Raw genomic sequence first — 19,829 nt, forward strand, 5'->3', positions numbered from 1 at the left:
TGTCGTCTGTCGTCTGTCGTCTTCTGAGGGTCGGCGGCCGGTGGCCGGTGGCCATAAGGTATTGCCGAGAACCATTGCTTGGGAAGGGGGCACGACCTGATGTCGGTGAACGCTGACGGCGCACCGGACGACCGGTTGACGCCGGTGCTGCGGCCGGTGCGGGCCGGGAACGGCTTCGAGGAGGCGCTGGAGCAGATCCTGCAGGTCGTGCGGCTGGGCCTGGTGCCGGCGGGAGAGCGGCTGCCGGCCGAGCGGGAGCTCGCGGAACGGCTCGGCATCAGCCGGGTGACGTTGCGCGAGGTGCTGAAGGTCCTCCAGGACCAGGGGCTGGTCGAGGCCCGCCGGGGCCGGTACGGCGGGACGTTCGTGCTGCCGCGGACGGACGCCGGCGGCGAGGACGAACTGCGGCGGCGCGTGGCGGGGACCGACGTCGAGGACGTGCTGCGCTTCCGGGAGGTGCTGGAGGTCGGCGCGGCGGGCCTGTGCGCCGCGCACAGTCTGTCGGACGAGCGGGCGGAGCGGCTGCGCGCGGCCCTGGCCCGCACGGCGGACGCGCCGCTGGCCGACTACCGCCGCCGGGACACGATGCTCCACCTCACCCTGGCCGAGCTGTGCGGCTCCCCCTCGCTGACGGCGCGGTACGCGGCGGTGCGGGCCACGGTGAACGACCTGCTGGACTGCATACCGCTGCTCGTGCGCAACCTGGAGCACTCCCAGCGCCAGCACGCCGCGCTGGTGGAGGCGGTGCTGGACGGCGACGCGGACGGCGCGCGGGAGATGATGAGGGAGCACTGCGCCGGGACGGCGGCCCTGCTCCGGGGCTTCCTCACCTGAGCAGCGCGCACGACGAGGCCGCGTAATGGTATGAAGGCGGCCCATTGAGCGGTCGGAGGGCACATGACGGTGACGGCGCGGGCTGCGGCGTCCGGGACCGGCGCGGCGGGCGGCAGGCCGCTGATCGGCGTCAGCACGTATCTGGAGCCCGGTGTGCGCTGGGGCGTGTGGGAGCTGGACGCGGCCCTGCTGCCCGCCGGGTACCCCCGGCTCGTGCAGCGGGCCGGCGGACTGGCCGCGATGCTCCCGCCGGACGCGTCCGGACACGCGGCGGCGACGGTGGCCCGTCTCGACGGGCTGGTGATCGCGGGCGGTCCCGACGTCGAGCCCGGCCGCTACGGCGCCCGGCCGGACCCCCGCACCGGGCCCCCGGCGCGCGAGCGCGACGCGTGGGAGCTGGCCCTGATCGAGGCGGCGCTGTCGGCCGGCCTGCCGCTGCTCGGCATCTGCCGGGGCATGCAGCTGCTGAACGTCGCGCTCGGCGGCACCCTGACCCAGCACGTCGAGGGGCACGTCGAGGCCGTGGGCGTCGTCGGCCGCCACCCCGTCCGGCCGGTCCCGGGCACGCTGTACGCGCGGGTGGTCCCGCAGGAGACGTCCGTGCCCACCTACCACCACCAGGCGGTGGACCGTCTGGGCGTGGGCCTGGTCGCGTCGGCCCACGCGGCGGACGGCACCGTGGAGGCCGTCGAAGCGCCGTCCGCCGGCTGGGTGCTGGGCGTGCAGTGGCATCCGGAGATGGGCGAGGACGTCCGCGTCATGCGCGCCCTGGTCACCGCCGCCTCGCGGCCCGCCGCCCGCGCCACGCCGACACCCGACCTCCCCTAGGGGCGCGGCCGGGCCGAGAGCGGGGGAGTCGGCAACCGACGACAACGCCGCAGATGTGCGTGCCGGCCCCCGCGTCTGCGGGGTGATGCAAACGACAGTCCCTAGTCCCGGGTCAGTGTCAGCAGGTCCCGTGCCGGGCCCGTGGGGCGGTGGCCGGTGGGCCAGACCGCGCGCAGGTCGCGGGCCAGCGACACGCCGTCCACCGGTACCGCCACCAGCCGCCGCAGCGCCAGCTCCTCCCCCACCGCCAGCTCGCTCAGCACCGCCGGGCCGGCCCCGCTCACCGCCGCGGCCTTCACCGCCGTCGTCGAGGACAGCTCGATCAACGGCCGGGCCAGGCCGCCCAGGGCCGTGTCGAGGACCTGGCGGGTGCCGGAGCCCCTCTCCCGCAGGATCAACGGCGTCGACGCCAGCTCGGACGCCGGCAGCGGCCGCCGGCGGCGGGCCCACGGGTGCCCGGGCGCGACGACGACCACGAGGCGGTCGTGCGCTATCACGGCGGAGTCCAGGCCGGCCGGCGCCGTGAGCCCCTCCACGAAGCCGAGGTCCGCCTCCCCCGTCAGCAGCCGCTCGGCGACGGCCGCCGAGTTGCCCGCGAGCAGCGACACCGCCGTGTCCGGCCGCGCGGCGCGCAGCGCGAGCAGCCAGCCGGGCAGCAGGTACTCCGCGATCGTCATGCTCGCCGCCACCCGCAGCCGCGAGTCCCGCCGGTCCCGCAGCGCCTGCGCCCCCGCGTCGAACGCCCGCGCCGCCTCCACGATCCGCCCCGCCCAGTCGGTGACCAGCGCGCCCGCGTCGGTGAGCCGGGAGCCGCGCGGCGACCGGTCCACCAGGGCCACGCCCAACTGGCGCTCCATGGAACGGATCCGGCTGCTCGCGGCGGGCTGGGTGATGCCGAGCTCCCGGGCGGCCGCGCCGAGACTGCCCAGCCGGGCCACCGCCAGCAGCAGTTCCAGCGCGCCCAGATCCGGGACGCGGTGCGCGACCGAGCCGCCGCCCTGTCGCTCTTCGTTCGCGCTCCCCATGCCCATAAGCCCAGTTTATGCCCCCATAGAGACATCCTCCCTGGTCGCGGCCGCGGCCCGGGGCGACCGTGGTGGCATGGTCACCGCCGCCCAGCCCCTGTACGTCCTGCCCCGCCCGCGCGCCGCCGCCGTCCGTCACCTCGGACCGAACTGGTACGCCACGGTCATGGGCACCGCGATCGTCGCCACGGCGGGAGCCGCGCTGCCGGTCCGTGTCCCGGGGCTGCGGCCGCTGTGCGCGGCCTTCTGGGCGCTCTCCCTGCTGCTCCTGGCAGCGCTGCTCGCCGCCCGCGCCCTGCACTGGCGCCACCACCGCGACCAGGCCCGCGCGCATCTCCTCGACCCGGCGACGGCGCCCTTCTACGGCTGCCTCGCGATGGCGCTGCTCGCCGTCGGGGGCGGCGCGCTCACCACGGGCCGGGACTGGATCGGCCTGGACGCCGCGGTCGCCCTCGACGCGGTGCTGTTCACCGCCGGCACGGTCGTCGCCCTCGCGGCCGCCGTCGCCGTCCCGTACCTGATGGCCGTGCGCCACCGGGTGACGGCGGCGCAGGCCACGCCGGTGTGGCTGCTGCCGCTCGTCGCGCCGATGGTGTCCGCCGCGCTCGGCCCGCTGCTGTCGCCGCACCTGCCGGCCGGGCAGCCTCGGCAGACGCTGCTGCTCGCGTGCCTCGCGCTGTTCGGGCTGAGCCTGCTGGCCACGTTCGTCATGCTGCCGCTGGTGTTCGGGCGGCTGTTGACCGGCGGACCGCCGCCCCTGGCGCTCGCGCCGACCCTCGTCCTCGTCCTCGGTCCGCTCGGGCAGTCCACGACCGCCGCCGGGAACTTCGCCGACGTCGCCCCGCAGGTCCTGCCCGGACCGGACGGCCTCGGCCTCGGCGTGCTCGCGGTGCTCTACGGGGCGCCCGTCATGGGCTTCGCGCTGCTGTGGCTGTGTCTGGCCGTCGCGCACGTGGCACGGGCCCGCCGGCACGGGATGGGGTTCACGATGACGTGGTGGGCGTTCACCTTCCCGGTCGGCACCTGTGTGACCGGGTGCGCGGCCCTGGCCCGGCACACCGGGCTCGTCGTCCTCGACCTGCTCGCCTGCGCGCTGTACCTCGTGCTGGTCGCCGCGTGGGGCGTCGTCGCCGCGCACACCGCGCACGGGCTGCTCAGCGGCACGCTGCTCGCAGGGCCTCGCCCAGCGCCTCGCGGGCCTCGGCGAGCGAGGGGCCGTACCACGTCAGGTGCCGTCCGCTGACGAGCGCGCAGGGCAGTCCGGGGAAGGCCTCGGGGCCGTCGTCGGCGGTGAACCGGTAGGGCTCGTCGGGCAGCACGACCAGGTCCGGCGCGGCCGCCCGCAGTTCCTCGACCGGGATCCGCGGATAGCGCTCGGGGTGCGCGGCGTGGAGATGGTCGACGCCGAGCCGGGCGAGCACGTCCCCGGCGAAGGTGTCGCGGCCCAGCACCATCCACGGGCGGCGCCAGATCGGCACGACGGCCGTCCGGGGCTCGGCGAGAGGCGGCGGCGCCGCCCAGGCCGCCTCGGCCTCCGTGAGCCAGTGCGGCGGCGACGGCGCTCCGCAGGCGTCGAGGACCCGGGCCAGCTCATGGAAGGCCTGCGGGACGTCCCGGACCTCCGTCACCAGGACCCGCAGTCCGGCCGCCCGCAGGGCCGACAGGTCCGGTTCCCGGTTTTCCTCCTCGTTGGCGATCACCAGTTCGGGGGCGAGGGCGACGATCCGGTCCACGGCGGGGTTCTTGGTCCCGCCGATCCGCACGACGTCGAGGTCCGCCGGGTGGCTGCACCAGTCGGTGGCCCCGACCAGGACGCCGGGCACGGTGGCGGCCACGGCCTCGGTGAGCGACGGGACCAGGGAGACGACCCGCACTACCGCTTCCGCCCCCGGTCACGGTCCCGTACCGCCTCGATGTGCTCGGCCACCGCGACGACGACCACCCGGGTGTCCGCCACGGTCGCCCGCCAGCGGTGGCGGACGCCGCCGGTGAGGTACAGGGTGTCGCCGCGGCCGAGCCGGTAGGCGCGGCCCTCCGCCTCGATCTCCACCGCGCCGTCGGCGACGTACATCAACTGGTCGTTGCGGTACTGGAATTCGCGTCCCGCGTCGTGGTCGCCGGTGAACTCGGAGGCGTGCATCTGATGGTGGCCGCGCACCAGGGAGCGGGAGCGGGGCTCGGCGTCGGGTTCCTGCCCCCGGACCTGTTCGACGACCTCGGCGCGCACGACGTCGACGCTGCACGCCGGGTCGGCGGCGGCGAGGAGTTCGACGGCGGTGGTGCGCAGCGCGTCGGCGACCTTCTCCAGGGAGCCGGTGCTGGGGCGCGCGCGGTCGTTCTCGATCTGGCTCAGGAAGGGCACGGACAGGCCGCTGCGCTCGGCGACGACGGCGAGGGTGAGCTCCAGGGAGCGGCGCCGGCGCCGCACGGCCGCGCCCACCCGCAGGGGCTGTTCTTTGTGGTCGCCCATCGCTCCGGCTCCCTCCTTAGCTCGTCCGCGCCGCGTGCCCGGTGCGTCCTCGGGCCCGTCCTTCGTGCGTCCTGTGGTGAGTTCTCTGCACCCTACGCATGTTCGGCAAACCGTTTCACGGGCCCGTCACATCGAGGACACACGGGGTGACGCGCGACCTCACAGTTCACGCCAGTCGACCGGAGCCCCGGGGCGGCGGGCGCTGCGCCGCCCTCCCGTCGTCCGGTTCAATGCGCGAGCGGCCCCATGTGTTCCCGCTCGTCCCCGGCTTCGCCGGGAGCCCGGCTCGGGGACGAGTGTAGCTCTGCGTGGTTGGCCGAAATCTTCCCCCCGTGGTTTCCCACGGCCTCCCGCGGCTTCCCATGGCCTGGGGGTGTGTACAGAGCGAGGGGCGGGCCCCGGCGCGGGCCGTGAGGCCGGGCGCCGGCGCCCGCCCCTCGGCGGGGACGGCCGCGGTGCTGTCAGGTCACCGGGTCGCCCGGCTCCCGTACCTGCCCCGGCCGGTCAGCGGCAAACGCGTGAGTGGCCCGGCTCACCCGCCCGCGGCGTACCGCGCGTGCCACGGGAGTGCGTGCGCACCGGTCACCCGGGCACTCGTGCGGCATGATGCGTGGCGTGACCGGACGACTGATGCTCCTCGACACCGCCTCGCTCTACTTCCGCGCCTACTTCGGCGTCCCGGACTCCGTGCGGGCGCCGGACGGCACTCCGGTGAACGCGGTGCGCGGGCTGCTGGACTTCATCGACCGGCTGGTGAAGGACCACCGGCCGGACGAGCTCGTGGCCTGCATGGACGCCGACTGGCGGCCGCAGTGGCGGGTCGATCTGATCCCCTCCTACAAGGCGCACCGCGTCGCCGAGGAGCGCGATACGGGGCCGGACGCGGAGGAGGTGCCGGACACGCTCTCGCCGCAGGTGCCGATCATCGAGGCGGTCCTGGAAGCGCTCGGCATCGCGCGCGTGGGTGTGCCGGGCTACGAGGCGGACGACGTGATCGGCACGTTCACCGGCGTCGCGAAGGGCCCGGTGGACATCGTCACGGGCGACCGGGATCTCTACCAGCTGGTGGACGACGCGCGCGGGGTGCGCGTGCTGTACCCGCTGAAGGGCGTCGGCACGCTGCAGCTGACGGACGAGGCGTGGCTGCGCGGGAAGTACGGCGTCGACGGGCGCGGGTACGCCGATCTGGCGCTGCTGCGCGGCGACCCGAGCGACGGGCTGCCGGGCGTGCCGGGCATCGGGGAGAAGACCGCGGCCAAGCTGCTGGCCGAGTTCGGGGATCTGGCCGGGATCATGGCGGCGGTGGACGACCCCGCCGCGAAGCTGACGCCGTCCCAGCGCAAGCGACTGGACGAGGCGCGGCCCTACGTGTCCGTGGCGCCGAAGGTGGTCAAGGTCGCCGACGACGTACCGCTGCCGCAGGTGACCACCGCACTGCCCCGCACGCCGCGGGACGGGGCGACACTGGAGGAACTGGCGCAGCGCTGGGGGCTCGGCGGCTCGCTGCAGCGCCTGCTGACGACCCTGGCGCCCTGAACGGGGGCGTCACCGCGGGACGATGCTAACTTAGGTGAACCTAACTACATCGACATGGGAGGCCGTCATGGCAGAACGTCCGGCACGGAAGCCGCGCAAGCCTCACTCCGCGCAGGTCGTCCGCACCGAACGGCTCACCCCGTACATGCACCGCGTCGTGCTCGGCGGCGACGGCCTGGCGGACTTCACCGCGGGGACGTGCACCGACCACTACGTGAAACTGCTCTTCGGCCCCGAGGGAGTGACCTATCCGGAGCCGTTCGACGTGGAGCGGATCCGGGCCGAGTTCCCCCGTGAGCAGTGGCCCGTCACCCGGACGTACACCGTGCGCCGCTGGGACGCCGAACACCGCGAGCTGACGTTGGACTTCGTGATCCACGGCGACGAGGGCCTGGCCGGACCGTGGGCGGCGCGCGTCCGGCCCGGCGAGACCGTCCGCTTCATGGGCCCCGGCGGCGCCTACAGGCCCGACACGGCCGCCGACTGGCATCTGCTGGCCGGCGACGAGAGCGCCCTGCCCGCCATCGCGGCCGCCCTGGAGTCGCTGCCCGCCGGCGCCGTCGCGCACGCCTTCGTCGAGGTGGCCGGCCCCGAGGAGGAGCAGAAGATCGAGTCCGACGTCGAGGTCGTCTGGCTGCACCGCGGCGAGCGGCCGATAGGCGAGATGCTCGTCGAGGCCGTACGGGCGCTGCCGTTCCCCGAGGGCCGTCTGCACGCGTTCGTGCACGGCGAGGCGGCCTGCGTGAAGGAGCTGCGCAAGTTCCTGCGCGTCGAGCTCCAGGTCCCGCGCGAGGACCTGTCGATCTCCGGCTACTGGCGGCTCGGCCACAACGAGGACGGCTGGCAGGCGTCCAAGCGGGAGTGGAACGCCCGCGTGGAGCAGGAGCAGGAGCAGGAGCGGCAGGGCGTGGCGCCGACCGCGTGAACCCGGCGGACGGCGACCCGCTCCCCTGGAGCGCGCCGCCCGCCGAGTCACCACCGCCGAATCACCACCGCCGAGTCACCACCGCCGCACCGGCCCGAGCGCCCGCCGAACCGTCCGACCGCGGCGCGCCCGCGCGGTCAGACCGACCGCTGGTACGAGCGGAACGTGCGTATCGACAGCCACACGGCCGCCACCGCGAGCGCGAGCAGCGCCCCGCCGCGGACGAGCACCGCGCCCCATTCGGCGTTCGCGGACAGGGCCGAACGGCCCGCCGTCATCGCCCAGTCCAGCGGGTTGAAGCGGGCCACGTGACGCATCCAGCCGGGCATCCGCTCCGGCGCCATGAACGCGCTGGACAGGAACGTCAGGGGCAGCAGCAGGAACGTGTTGACGCCGATGATCGACTCCCGCTCCCGCACCAGCATGCCCAGGGCGTTGGACAGCGCCCCGAAGACCGTGCCGAGCAGCACCGAGGCGACGACCAGCACGGCGACGCCCGCGACCCCGCCGGGGTAGTCCGCCCCGCCCGCCAGGCCGAGCAGCACGATGACGGTCGACTGCAGGGCGGTGACGACGCCGTTGTGGACGACGTTGCCGTTCATCAGCGCCGCCCGGCTGGCCGGGGTGGTGAGGAAGCGGTCCAGGGTGCCGCGCTGGATCTCCTCCAGTGTGCCCATGCCCGCCCACAGGTTGGAGGCGAGGGCGCTCATCACCACCACGCCCGGCACCAGGTAGTCCAGGTAGGAGCCCGTGCCGAAGCCGCCGAGCTCGACGACGCTCTTGAAGAGGCTGCCGAAGAGGAACAGCCAGATGACCGGCTGGATCAACGTGATCACCGCGTACGCGGGCTGACGGGCGAACACCATCAGCTGACGTTGGGTCATGTACCAGGTCTGCGCGATCGCGGAGCTCATCGCGCACCCCCGGCGGGCGCGAGGGTGCCGGCGGTCCCGGCGGTCCGGCTCCCGGCCTCGGCGTAGCGCCGGCCCGCGTACCGCAGGTAGACGTCGTCGAGCGAGGGCCGGGCGACGGTCGCGGTGGCGACGGCGACCCCGGCCCGCTCCAGCGCGCCGAGCAGGGCGGGCACCGCGGCCGCTCCGTCCTGGGCGCGCACGCTGATCCGCGGCCCGTCGACCATCACCTCGGACACGCCCGGCAGAGCGCTCAGGGCGCCCTCCACGAGCACGCGTCCGGTGTCGCCGAGGGCGGTGCGCAGTTCCACATGCACCGCGTCGCCGCGGAGTTCGCCCTTGAGGGCGTCGGGCGTGCCGGTGACGACGACACGTCCCCGGTCGACGATGGCGACCCGCTCGGCGAGCCGGTCGGCCTCCTCCAGATAGTGCGTGGTGAGCAGGATCGTCAGCCCCTCCTCGTCGGCCAGCCGGCCGATCTCGTCCCACATCGCACCGCGGACCTGCGGGTCCAGGCCGGTGGTGGGCTCGTCGAGGAAGAGCACCTCGGGCCGGTGCACCAGGCCGAGCGCCACGTCGAGCCGGCGTCGCATGCCGCCGGAGTAGCTCTTGACCTGGCGCCGGGCGGCCTCGGTGAGCGCGAAGCGTTCGAGCAGTTCGTCCACCCGGCGATCCAGGACGGCCGCCTGCACGCCGTAGAGCCTGCCCTGGAGGCGGAGGTTGTCGCGGCCGGTGGCGACCGGGTCGGCGCCGGAGTTCTGCGCGACGACGCCGATCGCCCGGCGCACCCGGTCCGGGTGGCGCAGCACGTCGTGGCCGGCGACGGTGGCGGAGCCCGAGTCGGGGCGGGCGAGGGTGGTGAGGATCTTGACGGCGGTGGACTTTCCGGCGCCGTTGGGGCCGAGCAGCCCGAAGACGGTGCCGCTCTCCACGGTGATGTCGAGGCCGTTCAGGGCGGTGACCTGACCGGGGTAGGTCTTGACGAGATGACGCGCCTGCACTGCGGGCGCACGAGTCGTGCTCATGGCGATTCTGCTCTCCTGGGTCAGCGGACATGACTGCTGATCCGCCTGAAGAGCACCGGGCTATCCTGGGTGTGCCGCACCTCGATGGCCTGGAGCTGCCTCACGGCGGGTTCGGTTCGGGGTTCGAGACCCCGGCGGGACTGTTCCAGCAGTCCTGCCGGGGTCTTTCTCAGCTACCGGCTTCCTGGGGCGACTCCTCCGTCTCGTGGAAGCGGTGCCACTGCTCCACTCCGGGCAGCGAGCCGCTCCTGACCTCGTCGAGGAAACCGCCGACCCATCGCGCCTGCGCCTCGACCATGTGCAACTGGTACTCCGTCTCGACGAGGAACAGCCTCGGCACCGTCTCGTAGGCCTTCTCCAGCACGCCTCGGCCGCCGGCCACCTGGAGCTCCAGCGCCGTCAGCCGCGCCTGCAGCAGACGCACCACCTCGTCGGGCGGCAGCGCCGCCATCAGCGAGAGCGCGGTCTCGAAGAGCGGGTACTCCTCGGCCGGGATCGCGAGGAGGTCGGACAGCCACTCGGCGGTCTCCTCCCGCCCGGCGTCGGTGAGCCCGTAGACCGTGCGCTCGGGCCGGTTGCCCTGCCGCTCCACCCCGGTCACCTCGACGAAGCCGTGCTTCTCCAGGTTCTGCACGACGGTGTAGAGCGAGCCGTAGTTCGTCTTGGTGCTGGTGTCCTTGCCCTGGCTGCGCAAGGTCTGGGCGATCTCGTAGGGATGCATCGGCTTCTGCCAGAGCGTCGTCATCACGGCGAGCGCCAACGGGTTGCTGAGCTTGCGGCGTTTCCTCGCCACGACGACCACCTCGCTTCCGGATATCCGGTGCCGAACATATCGCGTTCCTTGCACCCAGACAAGAGACGCGACATAACGCGATCGGGTGACCTCGGTGACGGCGTGAGGACTTGGGCCCGCCCCGGACACGACGGCGTGACGCGGACGAAACAGCGCGTCCCTAATTTCTGTCGCCCGACAGGAATTACCGTCCCCTGGGCCAAGGCAGGTTCCGCCGTGACGACAACGACACCCACCGACGTACGCCCCGACCCGCCGCACTCCCCCGACTCCGGCGACGGCTCGCTCACCGAGTTCGGCTACCGCCAGGAACTGCACCGCAGCCTGGGCCGGTACGCCTCGTTCGCCGCCGGTTTCTCCTTCATCTCCGTCCTGACCACCGTCTTCCAGTTCTTCGCCTTCGGCTACGCCTTCGGCGGGCCCGTCTTCTTCTGGGCCTGGCCGGCCGTGCTGGCCGGCCAGTTGCTGGTCGCCGCGTGCTTCGCGGAACTGGCGGCGCGCTATCCGATCTCGGGCGCCGTCTACCAGTGGTCCTCGCGGCTGTCGACGCCCGCGTTCGGTTGGTTCGCCGGCTGGATCATGGTGATCGGGCAGATCGTCGTGGTCGCCGCGGCCGCGCTGGCGCTGCAGATGGTGCTGCCGGCCATCTGGTCCGGATTCCAGCTGATCGGCTCCGACCCGGCGCCCACCTCGTCGGACGGCGCGGCCAACGCGGCGCTGCTCGGCGTCCTCCTGCTGGCGCTGACGACGCTGGTGAACGTCCTGGACAACCGCGTGATGTCCGTGATCAACCGGGTAGGCGTGACCGCCGAGATCATCGGCGCGGTGCTCATCGTCGTCCTGCTGCTCACCCACTCCGAGCGCACCCCGGGCATCACCTTCCACACCGCGGGGGCCGCGCAGAGCGGTCTGTTCGGGGCGCTGCTCGTGGGCTCGTTCACGGCGGCGTACGTGATGATCGGCTTCGACAGCGCGGGCGAGATGAGCGAGGAGACGCACCACCCGAGGCGCACCGCGCCCCGCACGATCCTCACGGCGCTCGCCGCGGCCGGCCTGCTCGGCGGGCTGATCGTGCTGGGCGGACTGCTGGCCGCGCCCAGCCTGACCGACGGACGGCTCGGCGTCGACGGGCTCAGCTACGTCCTCACCAGCAGCCTCGGCGACGGGGTCGGCAAGGCGCTGCTGGCGGACGTGGTGGTCGCGATCGCGGTGGCCACGCTCGCCATTCAGACGGCGGCCTGCCGGATGCTGTTCTCGATGGCCCGCGACGGTCAGCTCCCGTTCTCCGCCCGTCTGGCGCGCGTGAACCCCCGCACCGGCATGCCGAGCGCCCCCGCGCTGGTCGTCGGCGTCCTCGCCGCGGCCCTGCTGCTGCTGAACTTCGCCTCGCCGGACGCCTTCCTGGCCATCGGCACCACCTGCATCGTGATGCTGTACCTGGCCTACGCGATGGTCACCGGCCCGCTGCTGTTGCGCCGGCTGCGCGGCGGATTCGCCCCGGTCGGCGCCGACGAGACGGGCGCCCGTCTGTTCTCCCTGGGCCGCTGGGGCGTCCCGGTGAACGCCCTCGCCCTCCTGTACGGCCTGCTGATGACGGTCAACCTGGCCTGGCCCCGCGCGGCGGTGTACGACCCGACGGGCGGCCACTGGTACTTCCAGTGGTTCACCGTGCTGTTCCTGCTGGTCACCGTGGGAGCGGGTGCCCTGTACCGGGCTGTGAGGGCACGACGGGGGGACGCGGCCTCGGGAGGACCGCTCCCGGCGGTGCCCGTGGCATCCGCCTGACCGCGCCCACGGTCACGCCCTGGTGTCGACCTCGGCCTGGCATCGGCTGCCTGCGTCCTCGGAGGCCAGGCGGCAGCAGGCGGACGAGCGATCCGAGTCCTGTTGCCGCCGTGGCGCGACGAGGCGTGCGGTCCGAGGCCCACCGGCGCGCCAGGCGTCGGCCCCCGGACGTCCAGATGTGCCGGGGAACGGTGACGATCGGACGGCCCTCCCGCCACCGCGTTGACGGCGCGTCCCACTCGGCGCTGCGCGTCGGCTACCACACCATCCCTGATCCGCGCTCGGAGCCGGTGGGTCCCGCACCGACGCCAAGGCCCGGAGGTCACGCCGAGGTCCGCAACGGAGCGGCAGGCGCGCGCCCTTCTCAGTCGCCCTGCACGCGCGCGTGCAGGTGCATGTCGTGCCAGCCGTCCGGGTGGAGGCCGGCGCTGCGCTTGGTGCCCTCCAGGGCGAACCCGGCCTTGGCGGCGACGCGGCAGGAGGCCTCGTTGGCGGTGGCGTGCGTGAGTTCAAGACGGTGGAAGCCGATCTCGTCCAGGGCCCAGTGGGTGAGGGCGGTCGTGGCCCGGGGGGCCACACCCTGGCCGCGGGCCGCCCGCGTCGTCCAGTAGGCGATCTCGGCGATGCCCTCGTCGAGGAGGATGCCGCGCAGCGCCACCCGGCCCAGCAGCTCGCCGGCGACGGAGTCGACGACGGCCCACTGGGCGCTGCGCTCCTCCTCCCAGGCCGCGCGCCACTGCGTGATCCAGCCGGCCGCCTCTTCCACGGAGTCGGCGGACCGGACGTGCCACTGGTGCAGCGCGGGGTCCTGGAAGGCGGCGTGGACGGCGGGGGCGTCCTCGTCCCGCCAGGGGCGCAGGAGGAGCCCGTCGCCGGTGCGGAGAACGGGTTGCGCGATGTCCGAGAGGGTTCGGGCGGGCAGGACGGGGCCGGCGGTGTAGGGCATGATCGGCATCCTGCCAACGGCGGGCGAGGAGTCAACCGGGTTTCCGGCCGCCGTACCCTTGGCCCCGATGAGACGCCGTACGCCTCCCCCGCCCTCTCCCCTGCCGCAGCGCGAGGGGATCGACCCGGTGCGGGTGCGACTGCCGGGCGAGGGCTCCTGGGCCACCGTGCGCGACCACCTGGTGGAGCGGATCGGCGCGGCGCGCGCCGGCATCGTGGACGCGATGCTGGACGCCGGGCAGGTCGTCGACGCCGACGGCCGGGCGGTGACGGCGCGGACGGCGTACGCGCCGGGGGCGTTCCTCTGGTACCACCGCGAGCTGCCGCTTGAGACGCCCGTGCCGTTCCCGCTGGAGATCGTGTACCGCGACGAGCACGTCGTCGTCGCCGACAAGCCGCACTTCCTCGCCACCACCCCGCGCGGCAGCCATGTCGTGGAGACCGCGCTGGCCCGGTTGCGGCGGGAGCTGGGCGTCCCCGCGCTGGGCGCCGCCCACCGGCTGGACCGGCTCACCGCCGGGCTCGTGCTGTTCGTCGTGCGGCCCGAGGAGCGCGGCGCCTACCAGTCGCTGTTCCGGGACCGCCGGGTGCGCAAGGTGTACGAGGCGATCGCGCCGTACGCCCCCGGGCTGGCGCTGCCCCGGACCGTACGCAGCCGGATCGTCAAGGAACGCGGGATCCTGGCCGCCTACGAGGTGGCGGGCGAGCCGAACGCGGTGACCCGCGTCGAGCTCGTCGAGCACGGTGAGCGGGGGCTCGGCCGGTACCGGCTGCTGCCCGCCACCGGCCAGACCCATCAGCTGCGCGTCCACCTGAACGCGCTCGGCGTGCCGATCCTCGGCGATCCGCTGTACCCCGAGGTGGCCGCCCCCGTGCCGGCCGGCGACTTCCGGCGTCCGCTGCAACTGCTGGCGCGGGAGCTGGAGTTCACCGATCCGGTCACGGGGAGGGAGCACCGGCTGCGCAGCGGGCGCGTCCTGGACGCCTGGGCGTCGTACGAGCGCTGGGCCGCCGCTTCCCGGCCGCCGGACGGCCGGCGGCCGGGCGGGGTCGTTCAGTAGCCGCGCCACCAGGCCAGGAAGCGCCGCCAGGCGTTCGGCCGGCGCGCCGGTCCGGTCTGCTGCGGGGCGGGCGGCGCGGACGCAGGTGCCGGTGTCGGTGCCGCTGTCGGCGCAGGCGTCGAGGCGGTGGCCACCGGCTCGCGGACGGACTCGGGCGCGGGCCGCGGGGGCGCGCTCACCGGCCGGGTCGGGCGCTGCGGCGGGATCGGGGCATGGCTCGGCTTGTGCTTGACGTCCTGCTGGTCCTTGGGCTCGAACCGGACCGGCAGCGCCACCAGGTGCCGCGAGGCGATCGACATCGTCCACCGCAACTCGTCCTCGGCGCAGTCGAGTTGCACGTCGGGGAGCCGCGTCAGCAGCGCGTCGACGCCGACGTCGGCGATCGCTCGGCCGATGTCCTGGCCGGGGCACTCGTGCGGACCGCTGCCGAAGGCCAGGTGGGAGCGGTTGCCCCGCATGTGGGCGGAGAGGTCGGGGCGCACCCGGGGGTCCACGTTGCCGGGGGCGGGCGCGAAGAACAGGCCGTCGCCGCGGCGGATGCGCTGGCCGCCCAACTCCGTGTCCTGCTTGGCGAAGTAGCCGAAGATGGTGCTGAACGGGGGCTCGTCCCACAGGGACTGCTCGACCGCCTCGGCGACCGTCATCTGCCCGCCGTTGAGCCGGGCGAGGAAGCGCGGGTCGGTGAGGACCATGCGCAGCACGTTGGAGAGCAGGTTGACCGTGTTCTCGTAGGCGGCGAAGAGGACCAGGCGCAGGTGCTCGCGGACCTCGTCGTCGGTGAGGGCGGCCGGGTGGGTGACGAGGTGGCTGGTGAAGTCGTCCTCGGGCTCGGCGCGGCGGCGGGCGGTGAGCCGGGCGAGGGCCCCGACCACGTACTCGTGGCTGGCGAGGGCGGTCTCGCTGCCCTTGAGGGCGTCGCGGGCCGCGTGCACCATCTTGTCGTTGTACTCGTCGGGCATGCCGAGGACGTGGCACATCACGGCCATGGGGAGGTGCTCGGCGAAGTCGCCGACCAGTTCGGCCCGGCCCTGCTCGCAGAAGCGGTTGACCAGGCGCTGACTGGAGCGGTTGATGTAGCGGCGCACGCTGCGGTCGTCGATGGTCGCCATGGCCGCCGTGACCGCGCCCCGCAGCCGCCGGTGCTCGTCGCCCTCGGCGTGGGCGCAGATGGGCTGCCAGGCGATGTGCGGCATCAGCGGGTGGTCGGGCCGGACCCTGCCCTGCAGCAGTTGCGACCAGATGCGGCTGTCCTTGGTGAACTGCGAGGGCGTGCGGACCATGCGCAGGTTCTCGGCGTGTCCGAGGACCATCCACATCGGCAGGTCGTCGTGGATCAGGACCGGCGCCACGGGGCCGTGTTCCTCGCGCAGCCGCTCGTACAGTTCGTTCAGGTCCTCGGCGCCGGGGCCGTAGAGGCGGGCCAGTCCGCCGGGGCCCCGGACGTGCGCGGGGCAGCCGGGCGGCAGGTCGAGGGCGAGGTCGTGCCGGCCGGTGGGGGCGGGGTGTTCGGGAGTCACAGGGGGTCGCTCCGCAACTGTGCCGAATCCGGTGTCGCGCCGGATCGGGTGTCGATGGATGGGGTGCCGGGCGGGGTCAGGTGAGGCTGCGGCTCAGGGCCAGGGAGTGCAGGAAGCGCATGAGGGTCATCAGGACGTCCCGGCTGGAGGCGCGGCGGCGGACGTCGCACTCCACGATCGGGATCTCGGGCGGCAGGTCGAGCGCGGCCCGCAGGTCGTCGAGGGGGTAACGGGGCCCGTCGGGGAAGGTGTTGACGGCGACGACGAAGGGCACGCCGCCCTCCTCCAGCCGGCCCATCACCTCGAAGCTGACCTCGATGCGGCGGGTGTCGACCAGGACGACCGCGCCGAGCGCGCCCTCGAACAGCCCGTTCCACAGGAACCAGAAGCGTTCCTGGCCGGGCGTGCCGAAGAGGTAGAGGACGACCTGTTCGGTGATCCGGATGCGGCCGAAGTCCATGGCCACGGTGGTGGCGGTCTTGGTCTCCGAGCCGTAGTTGTCGTCGACCCCGATGCCCGCCTGGGTCATGGTCTCCTCGGTGGTCAGCGGCCTGATCTCGCTGACGGAGCCGACCATGGTGGTCTTGCCCACGCCGAAGCCGCCCACGATGACGATCTTCGCCGCGGCCGTGGTGGTGTGCGGCAGCTGGTCCTCGGCGCGTGGGCCGGGAATCGTGTCAGAGCCGTTGAAGTCCATGCATCACCGCTTCGAGAAGGGAACGGTCGGGGAGCTGCTGCCGGACGATGGGGGCCCGCGCCTGGACGAGTTCGGCCGCCAGCATCTCGGTGAGCAGCACCGTCACCACGCTGAACGGCAGGCGCAGATAGGCCGAGATCTCGGCCACGGACAGCGGGGCGGCGCACATCCGCAGCACCGCCGTCTGCTCGGGGGTGGCCGACGAGGGCGGTTCGGCACGCGCCACGATCAGGGTGACGAGGTCGACGGGCGCGCGTTCGCCGTCCGCGCCCGTGATGATGTACAGCCGCTCGGGGTTCTTGCCCTCCCCCTCGCCCGCGTCCTTGCCCTGGGTCGGGGACGGCGCGGACTGCGGGACCGGCGCGGCCTGCGGGACCGGCGGGGGCGGTGGGGAGGGCTGCGGGAGGGGTTGTCGCCGACGGCGTTGCGGAGGGGTCATACGCTCTGCCCGTTGCGGCGGGGCGGGCTGGTCAGGTGGGCGCCGATGCGGACCACCAGGTCGCGCATCATGCCGCTCATCCGGCCGGCCTCGCAGCGCACGTCGGCGAGGACGGCGAGGTAGGCGTTGGCGCCGGCCGACATCATGTAGAAGTAGCCGCCGCTCAGGTCGATGACGACCATGTCCATCTCGCCGCTGCTGGAGTGGATCTCCTGGCCGACGGCGGCGGCCAGGCTCTGCAGGCCCGCGCAGGCGGCGGCGACCCGGTCGGCGGCGTCGGGGTCGCCGGCGTAGCGGGCGATGCGCAGTCCGTCGGCCGAGAGCACGACGATCATCTCGATGCCGGGGACCCCGTCATAGAGCTCCTTGAGCAGCCAGTCGAAGTTTTGGCGCTGCTGGATCACGTGAGGTCCCCTTCATCGTCGGCCTCGGTCTCGGCCTTGTCTTCGAGCAGGTGCAGGTAGGCGGTGGGGTTGCGGGTGAAGTCGGTGGGGTGCGCTCCCGGCGGGGCGGCCTTCACCAGGCCCTCCCAGAAGGCCTCGAACGCCAGGCCGGGCTCGCGCTTCGGCTGCTCGGGCTGCGGCTCCGGCTCGGGCCGTGCGAACGGGTCGGGCTTGCCCTCGCGTGCGGCGTCCTGGGCGGCGTAGGCCTCCCGGTAGCGCTGGGCGATGGAGATCGTCGTCTTGCTGCGGCGTTGCGGCAGGCCCTGCTCGGTCCACTCGGTGACCTCGGGGACCTCGTCGTCGGTCAGGGACACTCCGGCGGGGATGCGCGCGTTGGTGGGGCGGCGCTTCTTCGGCGGGCGCTTGGGGCCCTCGCCGATCTGGCTGAGGTCGATCTGCGGCACGGCGGTGGCGCCGATGCCGTGCGCGAAGCCGGGGGCGGGATCGGAGGTCTGCATCTCGCTCGGCACGATGAGGACGGCCCGGACGCCGCCGTAGGCCGAGGTGCGCAGCGAGACCTGCAGGTTGAAGGACGTGCACAGACGGCCGACGACCGCGAGGCCCAGCCGCGGGGTGCCGCCGACGTCCTGGATGTCGACGCCCGCCATGGCCTGCTCCAGCATGCGTTCGGCCTTGGCGCGGGCCTCTTCGCTGAGGCTGACGCCGGCGTCCTCGATCTCGACGGCGATGCCGGTCTGCACCTCGACGGCGTTGACGTGCACCTTGCTGTTCGGAGGCGAGTAGCGGGTGGCGTTGTCGAGGAGTTCGGCGAGCGCGTGGATGAGCGGCTCGACGGAGAGGCCGCGGATGTTGACCTTGGCGATGGAGTCCAGCTGGATGCGCCGGTAGTCCAGGATCCGGGACATGGCGCCGCGCAGCACGCTGTACAGCGGGACGGGCTGGGGCCAGTTGCGGCTGGGGCGGCCGCCGCCGAGCACGCCGATGGAGTCGGCGAGGCGGCCGATCAGCGCGGTGCCGTGGTCGATGCGCAGCAGGTCGTCGAAGACCTCGGGGTTGCGTCCGTGGTCCTCCTCCATCTCCCGCAGTTCCGCCGCCTGTTGGTGGACGATGGCCTGCATGCGGCGGGCGATGCTGACGAAGGAGCGCTGGGCGGAGTCGCGCAGGGACTCCTCGTGGTCGACGATGTCGAGGATCTTGCGGACCACGGCGCGCTGCGCGTCGTCGAGCGCGCGGAAGGCCGGATCGCTCTGACTGAGGTCGCGCATCACCTCTCTGGGGGAATTGCCGGCGCGCAGCCAGGCCACGGCGCTCGGCACGTGCTCCCGGGCGAGGCGGCGGTTCTCCTCCGCGTGGTCGGCGACGCGCCCTTCCAGATAGGCGATGTGCCGGTCGGTCTTCGCGCGCAGTTCCCGAAGTCGCCTGCCGCGGCGGACGGACTCGGCTCCCGCCGCGGTCACCAGGAGCGTCGCGACGGCTCCGCAGACGCCGACGGCGAGCCGGGCCGGCATCGCCACCAGGGCGACGGCGGCTCCGGTCGCCGCGGCCATCAGTATCGCCGGGAGCAGCAGCACGCGCGCGTAGGGCAGTTCTCGGCGACCGGGTGGGGACTGAACACTCACCATGTGGGCACCCTCTGTAGGGATCTGTCGGCATCTTCGGGATATTGGGGAACAAGCGCACGAATACGCCTCAACTCGGTGCGCCGCGGGCGAGCTTAGTCCGACAGGATCATCGCCGTGTCATATTCGGCAACCGCCTGAAACCACTCCTGTACGTGGAGTAACCTCGACCGTTTGCACGTTCCGCAATCTTTCGAACGCGCTCGGTGACGACGAACGGTTGTGCGCGAGGATTCACCGGGACGGATGAGGCGACCGCCCACCGGCGCTCACCCGCCGCGGCCGGGCCGCTCGGACGCCGACAGGTTGCTCAGACGCCGACGATGCGCAGCGCCGCGTCGGCGGTGGCGCGGGCGAACTCAGTAACGGAGCGGTCGGGGTCGGAGCGGTGGACGAGGATGACGCCCTCGATGAGCCCGAAGACGAGATCGGTGCGCAGCGCGAGCGCGCTCCCGGGCAGCGCGCCGCCCGCCGTGGTGGCGGCGATCAACCGCCGGTAGGCGTCCTTGAGTTCGGCGCGCACGGCGTGGAACCCGGCGAACCGCTCGGTGCGCACCTCGGGCAGCAGATAGAGGCCGCCGAGGTCGTGGGAGCCGCCGCACAGCAGCTCCACGTCGGCGCGGCACAGCTCCCACAGCCGGTCCGCGGCGGGCCGCCCGTCGTCCGCGAGCAGCTCGCCCGCGTAGGCGAGCGAGGGCGTGACCGTCGACTCCAGCAGCGCGGCGAGCAGCTCCTCCTTGCCGGAGACGTAGTGGTACATGGAGGCCTGGCGCATCCCCGCCCGCTCGGCGACGGCCCGGGTGGTGGTGGCGGCGTAGCCGCGGGTGGTGAACAACTCCGCGGCGGCCGCGAGGAGTTCCGCGCGCGGCGCGAGGCCGCTGTCCGGGCGCTGCGCGGCGCGCGGCCGGCCCACTCGGCGCCCGCTGCCCGTCTCCATGCGCTCGATCCTCGCACACGGCGTCCGGCGACGATCTTCGGCCGGGACCGGTGAGGAGTCGGTAACCGGCCCGCAACC

General features: G+C 73.5%; 20 protein-coding genes. 7 read left to right on the plus strand and 13 right to left on the minus strand.

The window, feature by feature from the left end; translation table 11 throughout:
- The first annotated feature begins 99 nt into the window (after positions 1-99).
- Together ACFVYK_RS05510 and ACFVYK_RS05515 are read left to right on the plus strand one after the other, a co-directional pair.
- Positions 100-834, plus strand: a complete 735-nt coding sequence (locus ACFVYK_RS05510; RefSeq protein ID WP_389768835.1) for a FadR/GntR family transcriptional regulator — start codon at positions 100-102, stop codon at positions 832-834.
- A gap of 63 nt (positions 835-897) precedes the next feature.
- Positions 898-1,662 carry a gamma-glutamyl-gamma-aminobutyrate hydrolase family protein gene (locus ACFVYK_RS05515; protein ID WP_389768837.1) on the plus strand — a complete coding sequence of 255 codons (765 nt, stop codon included), beginning with the start codon at positions 898-900 and terminating at the stop codon, positions 1,660-1,662.
- 101 nt (positions 1,663-1,763) lie between these two features.
- On the opposite strand, the gene ACFVYK_RS05520 is transcribed toward ACFVYK_RS05515, so the two are convergent.
- Positions 1,764-2,687, minus strand: a complete 924-nt coding sequence (locus tag ACFVYK_RS05520; RefSeq protein ID WP_389768840.1) for a LysR family transcriptional regulator — start codon at positions 2,685-2,687, stop codon at positions 1,764-1,766.
- A gap of 76 nt (positions 2,688-2,763) precedes the next feature.
- Between ACFVYK_RS05520 and ACFVYK_RS05525 the strand changes: the two genes are divergently transcribed.
- Positions 2,764-3,930, plus strand: a complete 1,167-nt coding sequence (locus ACFVYK_RS05525) for a TDT family transporter (protein ID WP_389768842.1) — start codon at positions 2,764-2,766, stop codon at positions 3,928-3,930.
- Here the strand turns inward: ACFVYK_RS05525 and ACFVYK_RS05530 are convergent.
- Both ACFVYK_RS05530 and ACFVYK_RS05535 read right to left on the minus strand, forming a co-directional pair.
- The gene (locus tag ACFVYK_RS05530; RefSeq protein ID WP_389768844.1) at positions 3,842-4,561 is read right to left on the minus strand and encodes a helical backbone metal receptor; all 720 of its coding nucleotides are present in this window, start codon (positions 4,559-4,561) and stop codon (positions 3,842-3,844) included. The genes ACFVYK_RS05525 and ACFVYK_RS05530 overlap by 89 nt on opposite strands.
- On the minus strand, positions 4,561-5,157 hold the full coding sequence (locus ACFVYK_RS05535) for a helix-turn-helix domain-containing protein (RefSeq protein ID WP_389768847.1): 597 nt from the start codon (positions 5,155-5,157) through the stop codon (positions 4,561-4,563). Before ACFVYK_RS05535 ends, ACFVYK_RS05530 begins: the two co-directional genes overlap by 1 nt.
- 630 nt (positions 5,158-5,787) lie before the next feature.
- Here ACFVYK_RS05535 and ACFVYK_RS05540 point away from each other — a divergent pair.
- Positions 5,788-6,693 (plus strand): 5'-3' exonuclease H3TH domain-containing protein, encoded by a 906-nt coding sequence (locus ACFVYK_RS05540; RefSeq protein WP_389769023.1) that lies wholly within the window; start codon positions 5,788-5,790, stop codon positions 6,691-6,693.
- Positions 6,694-6,760: 67 nt separating this feature from the next.
- Complete coding sequence (locus ACFVYK_RS05545; RefSeq protein ID WP_389768850.1) at positions 6,761-7,618, plus strand: siderophore-interacting protein; 858 nt, start codon at positions 6,761-6,763, stop codon at positions 7,616-7,618.
- Between the two features lie 137 nt (positions 7,619-7,755).
- Here ACFVYK_RS05545 and ACFVYK_RS05550 read toward each other — a convergent pair whose 3' ends face one another.
- The 3 genes from ACFVYK_RS05550 to ACFVYK_RS05560 all read right to left on the minus strand — a co-directional run bounded on the left by ACFVYK_RS05550 (position 7,756) and on the right by ACFVYK_RS05560 (position 10,347).
- The gene (locus ACFVYK_RS05550; protein WP_389768852.1) at positions 7,756-8,532 is read right to left on the minus strand and encodes an ABC transporter permease; all 777 of its coding nucleotides are present in this window, start codon (positions 8,530-8,532) and stop codon (positions 7,756-7,758) included.
- Positions 8,529-9,554, minus strand: a complete 1,026-nt coding sequence (locus ACFVYK_RS05555) for an ATP-binding cassette domain-containing protein (RefSeq protein WP_389768854.1) — start codon at positions 9,552-9,554, stop codon at positions 8,529-8,531. The genes ACFVYK_RS05550 and ACFVYK_RS05555 overlap by 4 nt, the downstream gene beginning before the upstream one ends.
- A 169-nt stretch (positions 9,555-9,723) precedes the next feature.
- Entirely contained in the window at positions 9,724-10,347 is a 624-nt protein-coding gene (locus ACFVYK_RS05560) for a PadR family transcriptional regulator (RefSeq protein WP_389768857.1), read from the minus strand.
- Between the two features lie 216 nt (positions 10,348-10,563).
- On the opposite strand from ACFVYK_RS05560, the gene ACFVYK_RS05565 reads away from it, so the two are divergent.
- Positions 10,564-12,132 carry an amino acid permease gene (locus ACFVYK_RS05565; protein WP_389768860.1) on the plus strand — a complete coding sequence of 523 codons (1,569 nt, stop codon included), beginning with the start codon at positions 10,564-10,566 and terminating at the stop codon, positions 12,130-12,132.
- A 364-nt stretch (positions 12,133-12,496) separates the two neighbouring features.
- On the opposite strand, the gene ACFVYK_RS05570 is transcribed toward ACFVYK_RS05565, so the two are convergent.
- Complete coding sequence (locus ACFVYK_RS05570; RefSeq protein WP_389768863.1) at positions 12,497-13,078, minus strand: GNAT family N-acetyltransferase; 582 nt, start codon at positions 13,076-13,078, stop codon at positions 12,497-12,499.
- 67 nt (positions 13,079-13,145) lie between these two features.
- Here ACFVYK_RS05570 and ACFVYK_RS05575 point away from each other — a divergent pair, with 67 nt between their 5' ends.
- Positions 13,146-14,138, plus strand: a complete 993-nt coding sequence (locus ACFVYK_RS05575) for an RluA family pseudouridine synthase (protein WP_389768866.1) — start codon at positions 13,146-13,148, stop codon at positions 14,136-14,138.
- Here the strand turns inward: ACFVYK_RS05575 and ACFVYK_RS05580 are convergent.
- The 6 genes from ACFVYK_RS05580 to ACFVYK_RS05605 all read right to left on the minus strand — a co-directional run bounded on the left by ACFVYK_RS05580 (position 14,132) and on the right by ACFVYK_RS05605 (position 19,751).
- Positions 14,132-15,655 carry a cytochrome P450 gene (locus ACFVYK_RS05580; protein WP_389768868.1) on the minus strand — a complete coding sequence of 508 codons (1,524 nt, stop codon included), beginning with the start codon at positions 15,653-15,655 and terminating at the stop codon, positions 14,132-14,134. The two genes, ACFVYK_RS05575 and ACFVYK_RS05580, sit on opposite strands and share 7 nt — an antisense overlap.
- A 76-nt stretch (positions 15,656-15,731) precedes the next feature.
- Positions 15,732-16,352, minus strand: coding sequence for an ATP/GTP-binding protein (locus ACFVYK_RS05585; RefSeq protein ID WP_389768872.1), 621 nt, complete (start codon positions 16,350-16,352; stop codon positions 15,732-15,734).
- A complete protein-coding gene (locus ACFVYK_RS05590; RefSeq protein WP_389768875.1) occupies positions 16,333-16,791 on the minus strand; it encodes a DUF742 domain-containing protein in 459 nt (152 codons plus the stop codon). Before ACFVYK_RS05590 ends, ACFVYK_RS05585 begins: the two co-directional genes overlap by 20 nt.
- Positions 16,788-17,195: a roadblock/LC7 domain-containing protein gene (locus ACFVYK_RS05595; protein ID WP_256909876.1), complete on the minus strand. Its 408-nt coding sequence runs from the start codon at positions 17,193-17,195 to the stop codon at positions 16,788-16,790. Before ACFVYK_RS05595 ends, ACFVYK_RS05590 begins: the two co-directional genes overlap by 4 nt.
- Positions 17,192-18,817, minus strand: a complete 1,626-nt coding sequence (locus ACFVYK_RS05600; RefSeq protein WP_389768878.1) for a sensor histidine kinase — start codon at positions 18,815-18,817, stop codon at positions 17,192-17,194. Before ACFVYK_RS05600 ends, ACFVYK_RS05595 begins: the two co-directional genes overlap by 4 nt.
- A 307-nt stretch (positions 18,818-19,124) precedes the next feature.
- Positions 19,125-19,751 carry a TetR/AcrR family transcriptional regulator gene (locus ACFVYK_RS05605; RefSeq protein WP_389768881.1) on the minus strand — a complete coding sequence of 209 codons (627 nt, stop codon included), beginning with the start codon at positions 19,749-19,751 and terminating at the stop codon, positions 19,125-19,127.
- Between the last annotated feature and the right edge of the window lie 78 nt (positions 19,752-19,829).

It is taken from the genome of Streptomyces sp. NPDC058291 (assembly GCF_042880855.1).
Taxonomy (GTDB): Bacteria; Actinomycetota; Actinomycetes; order Streptomycetales; family Streptomycetaceae; genus Streptomyces.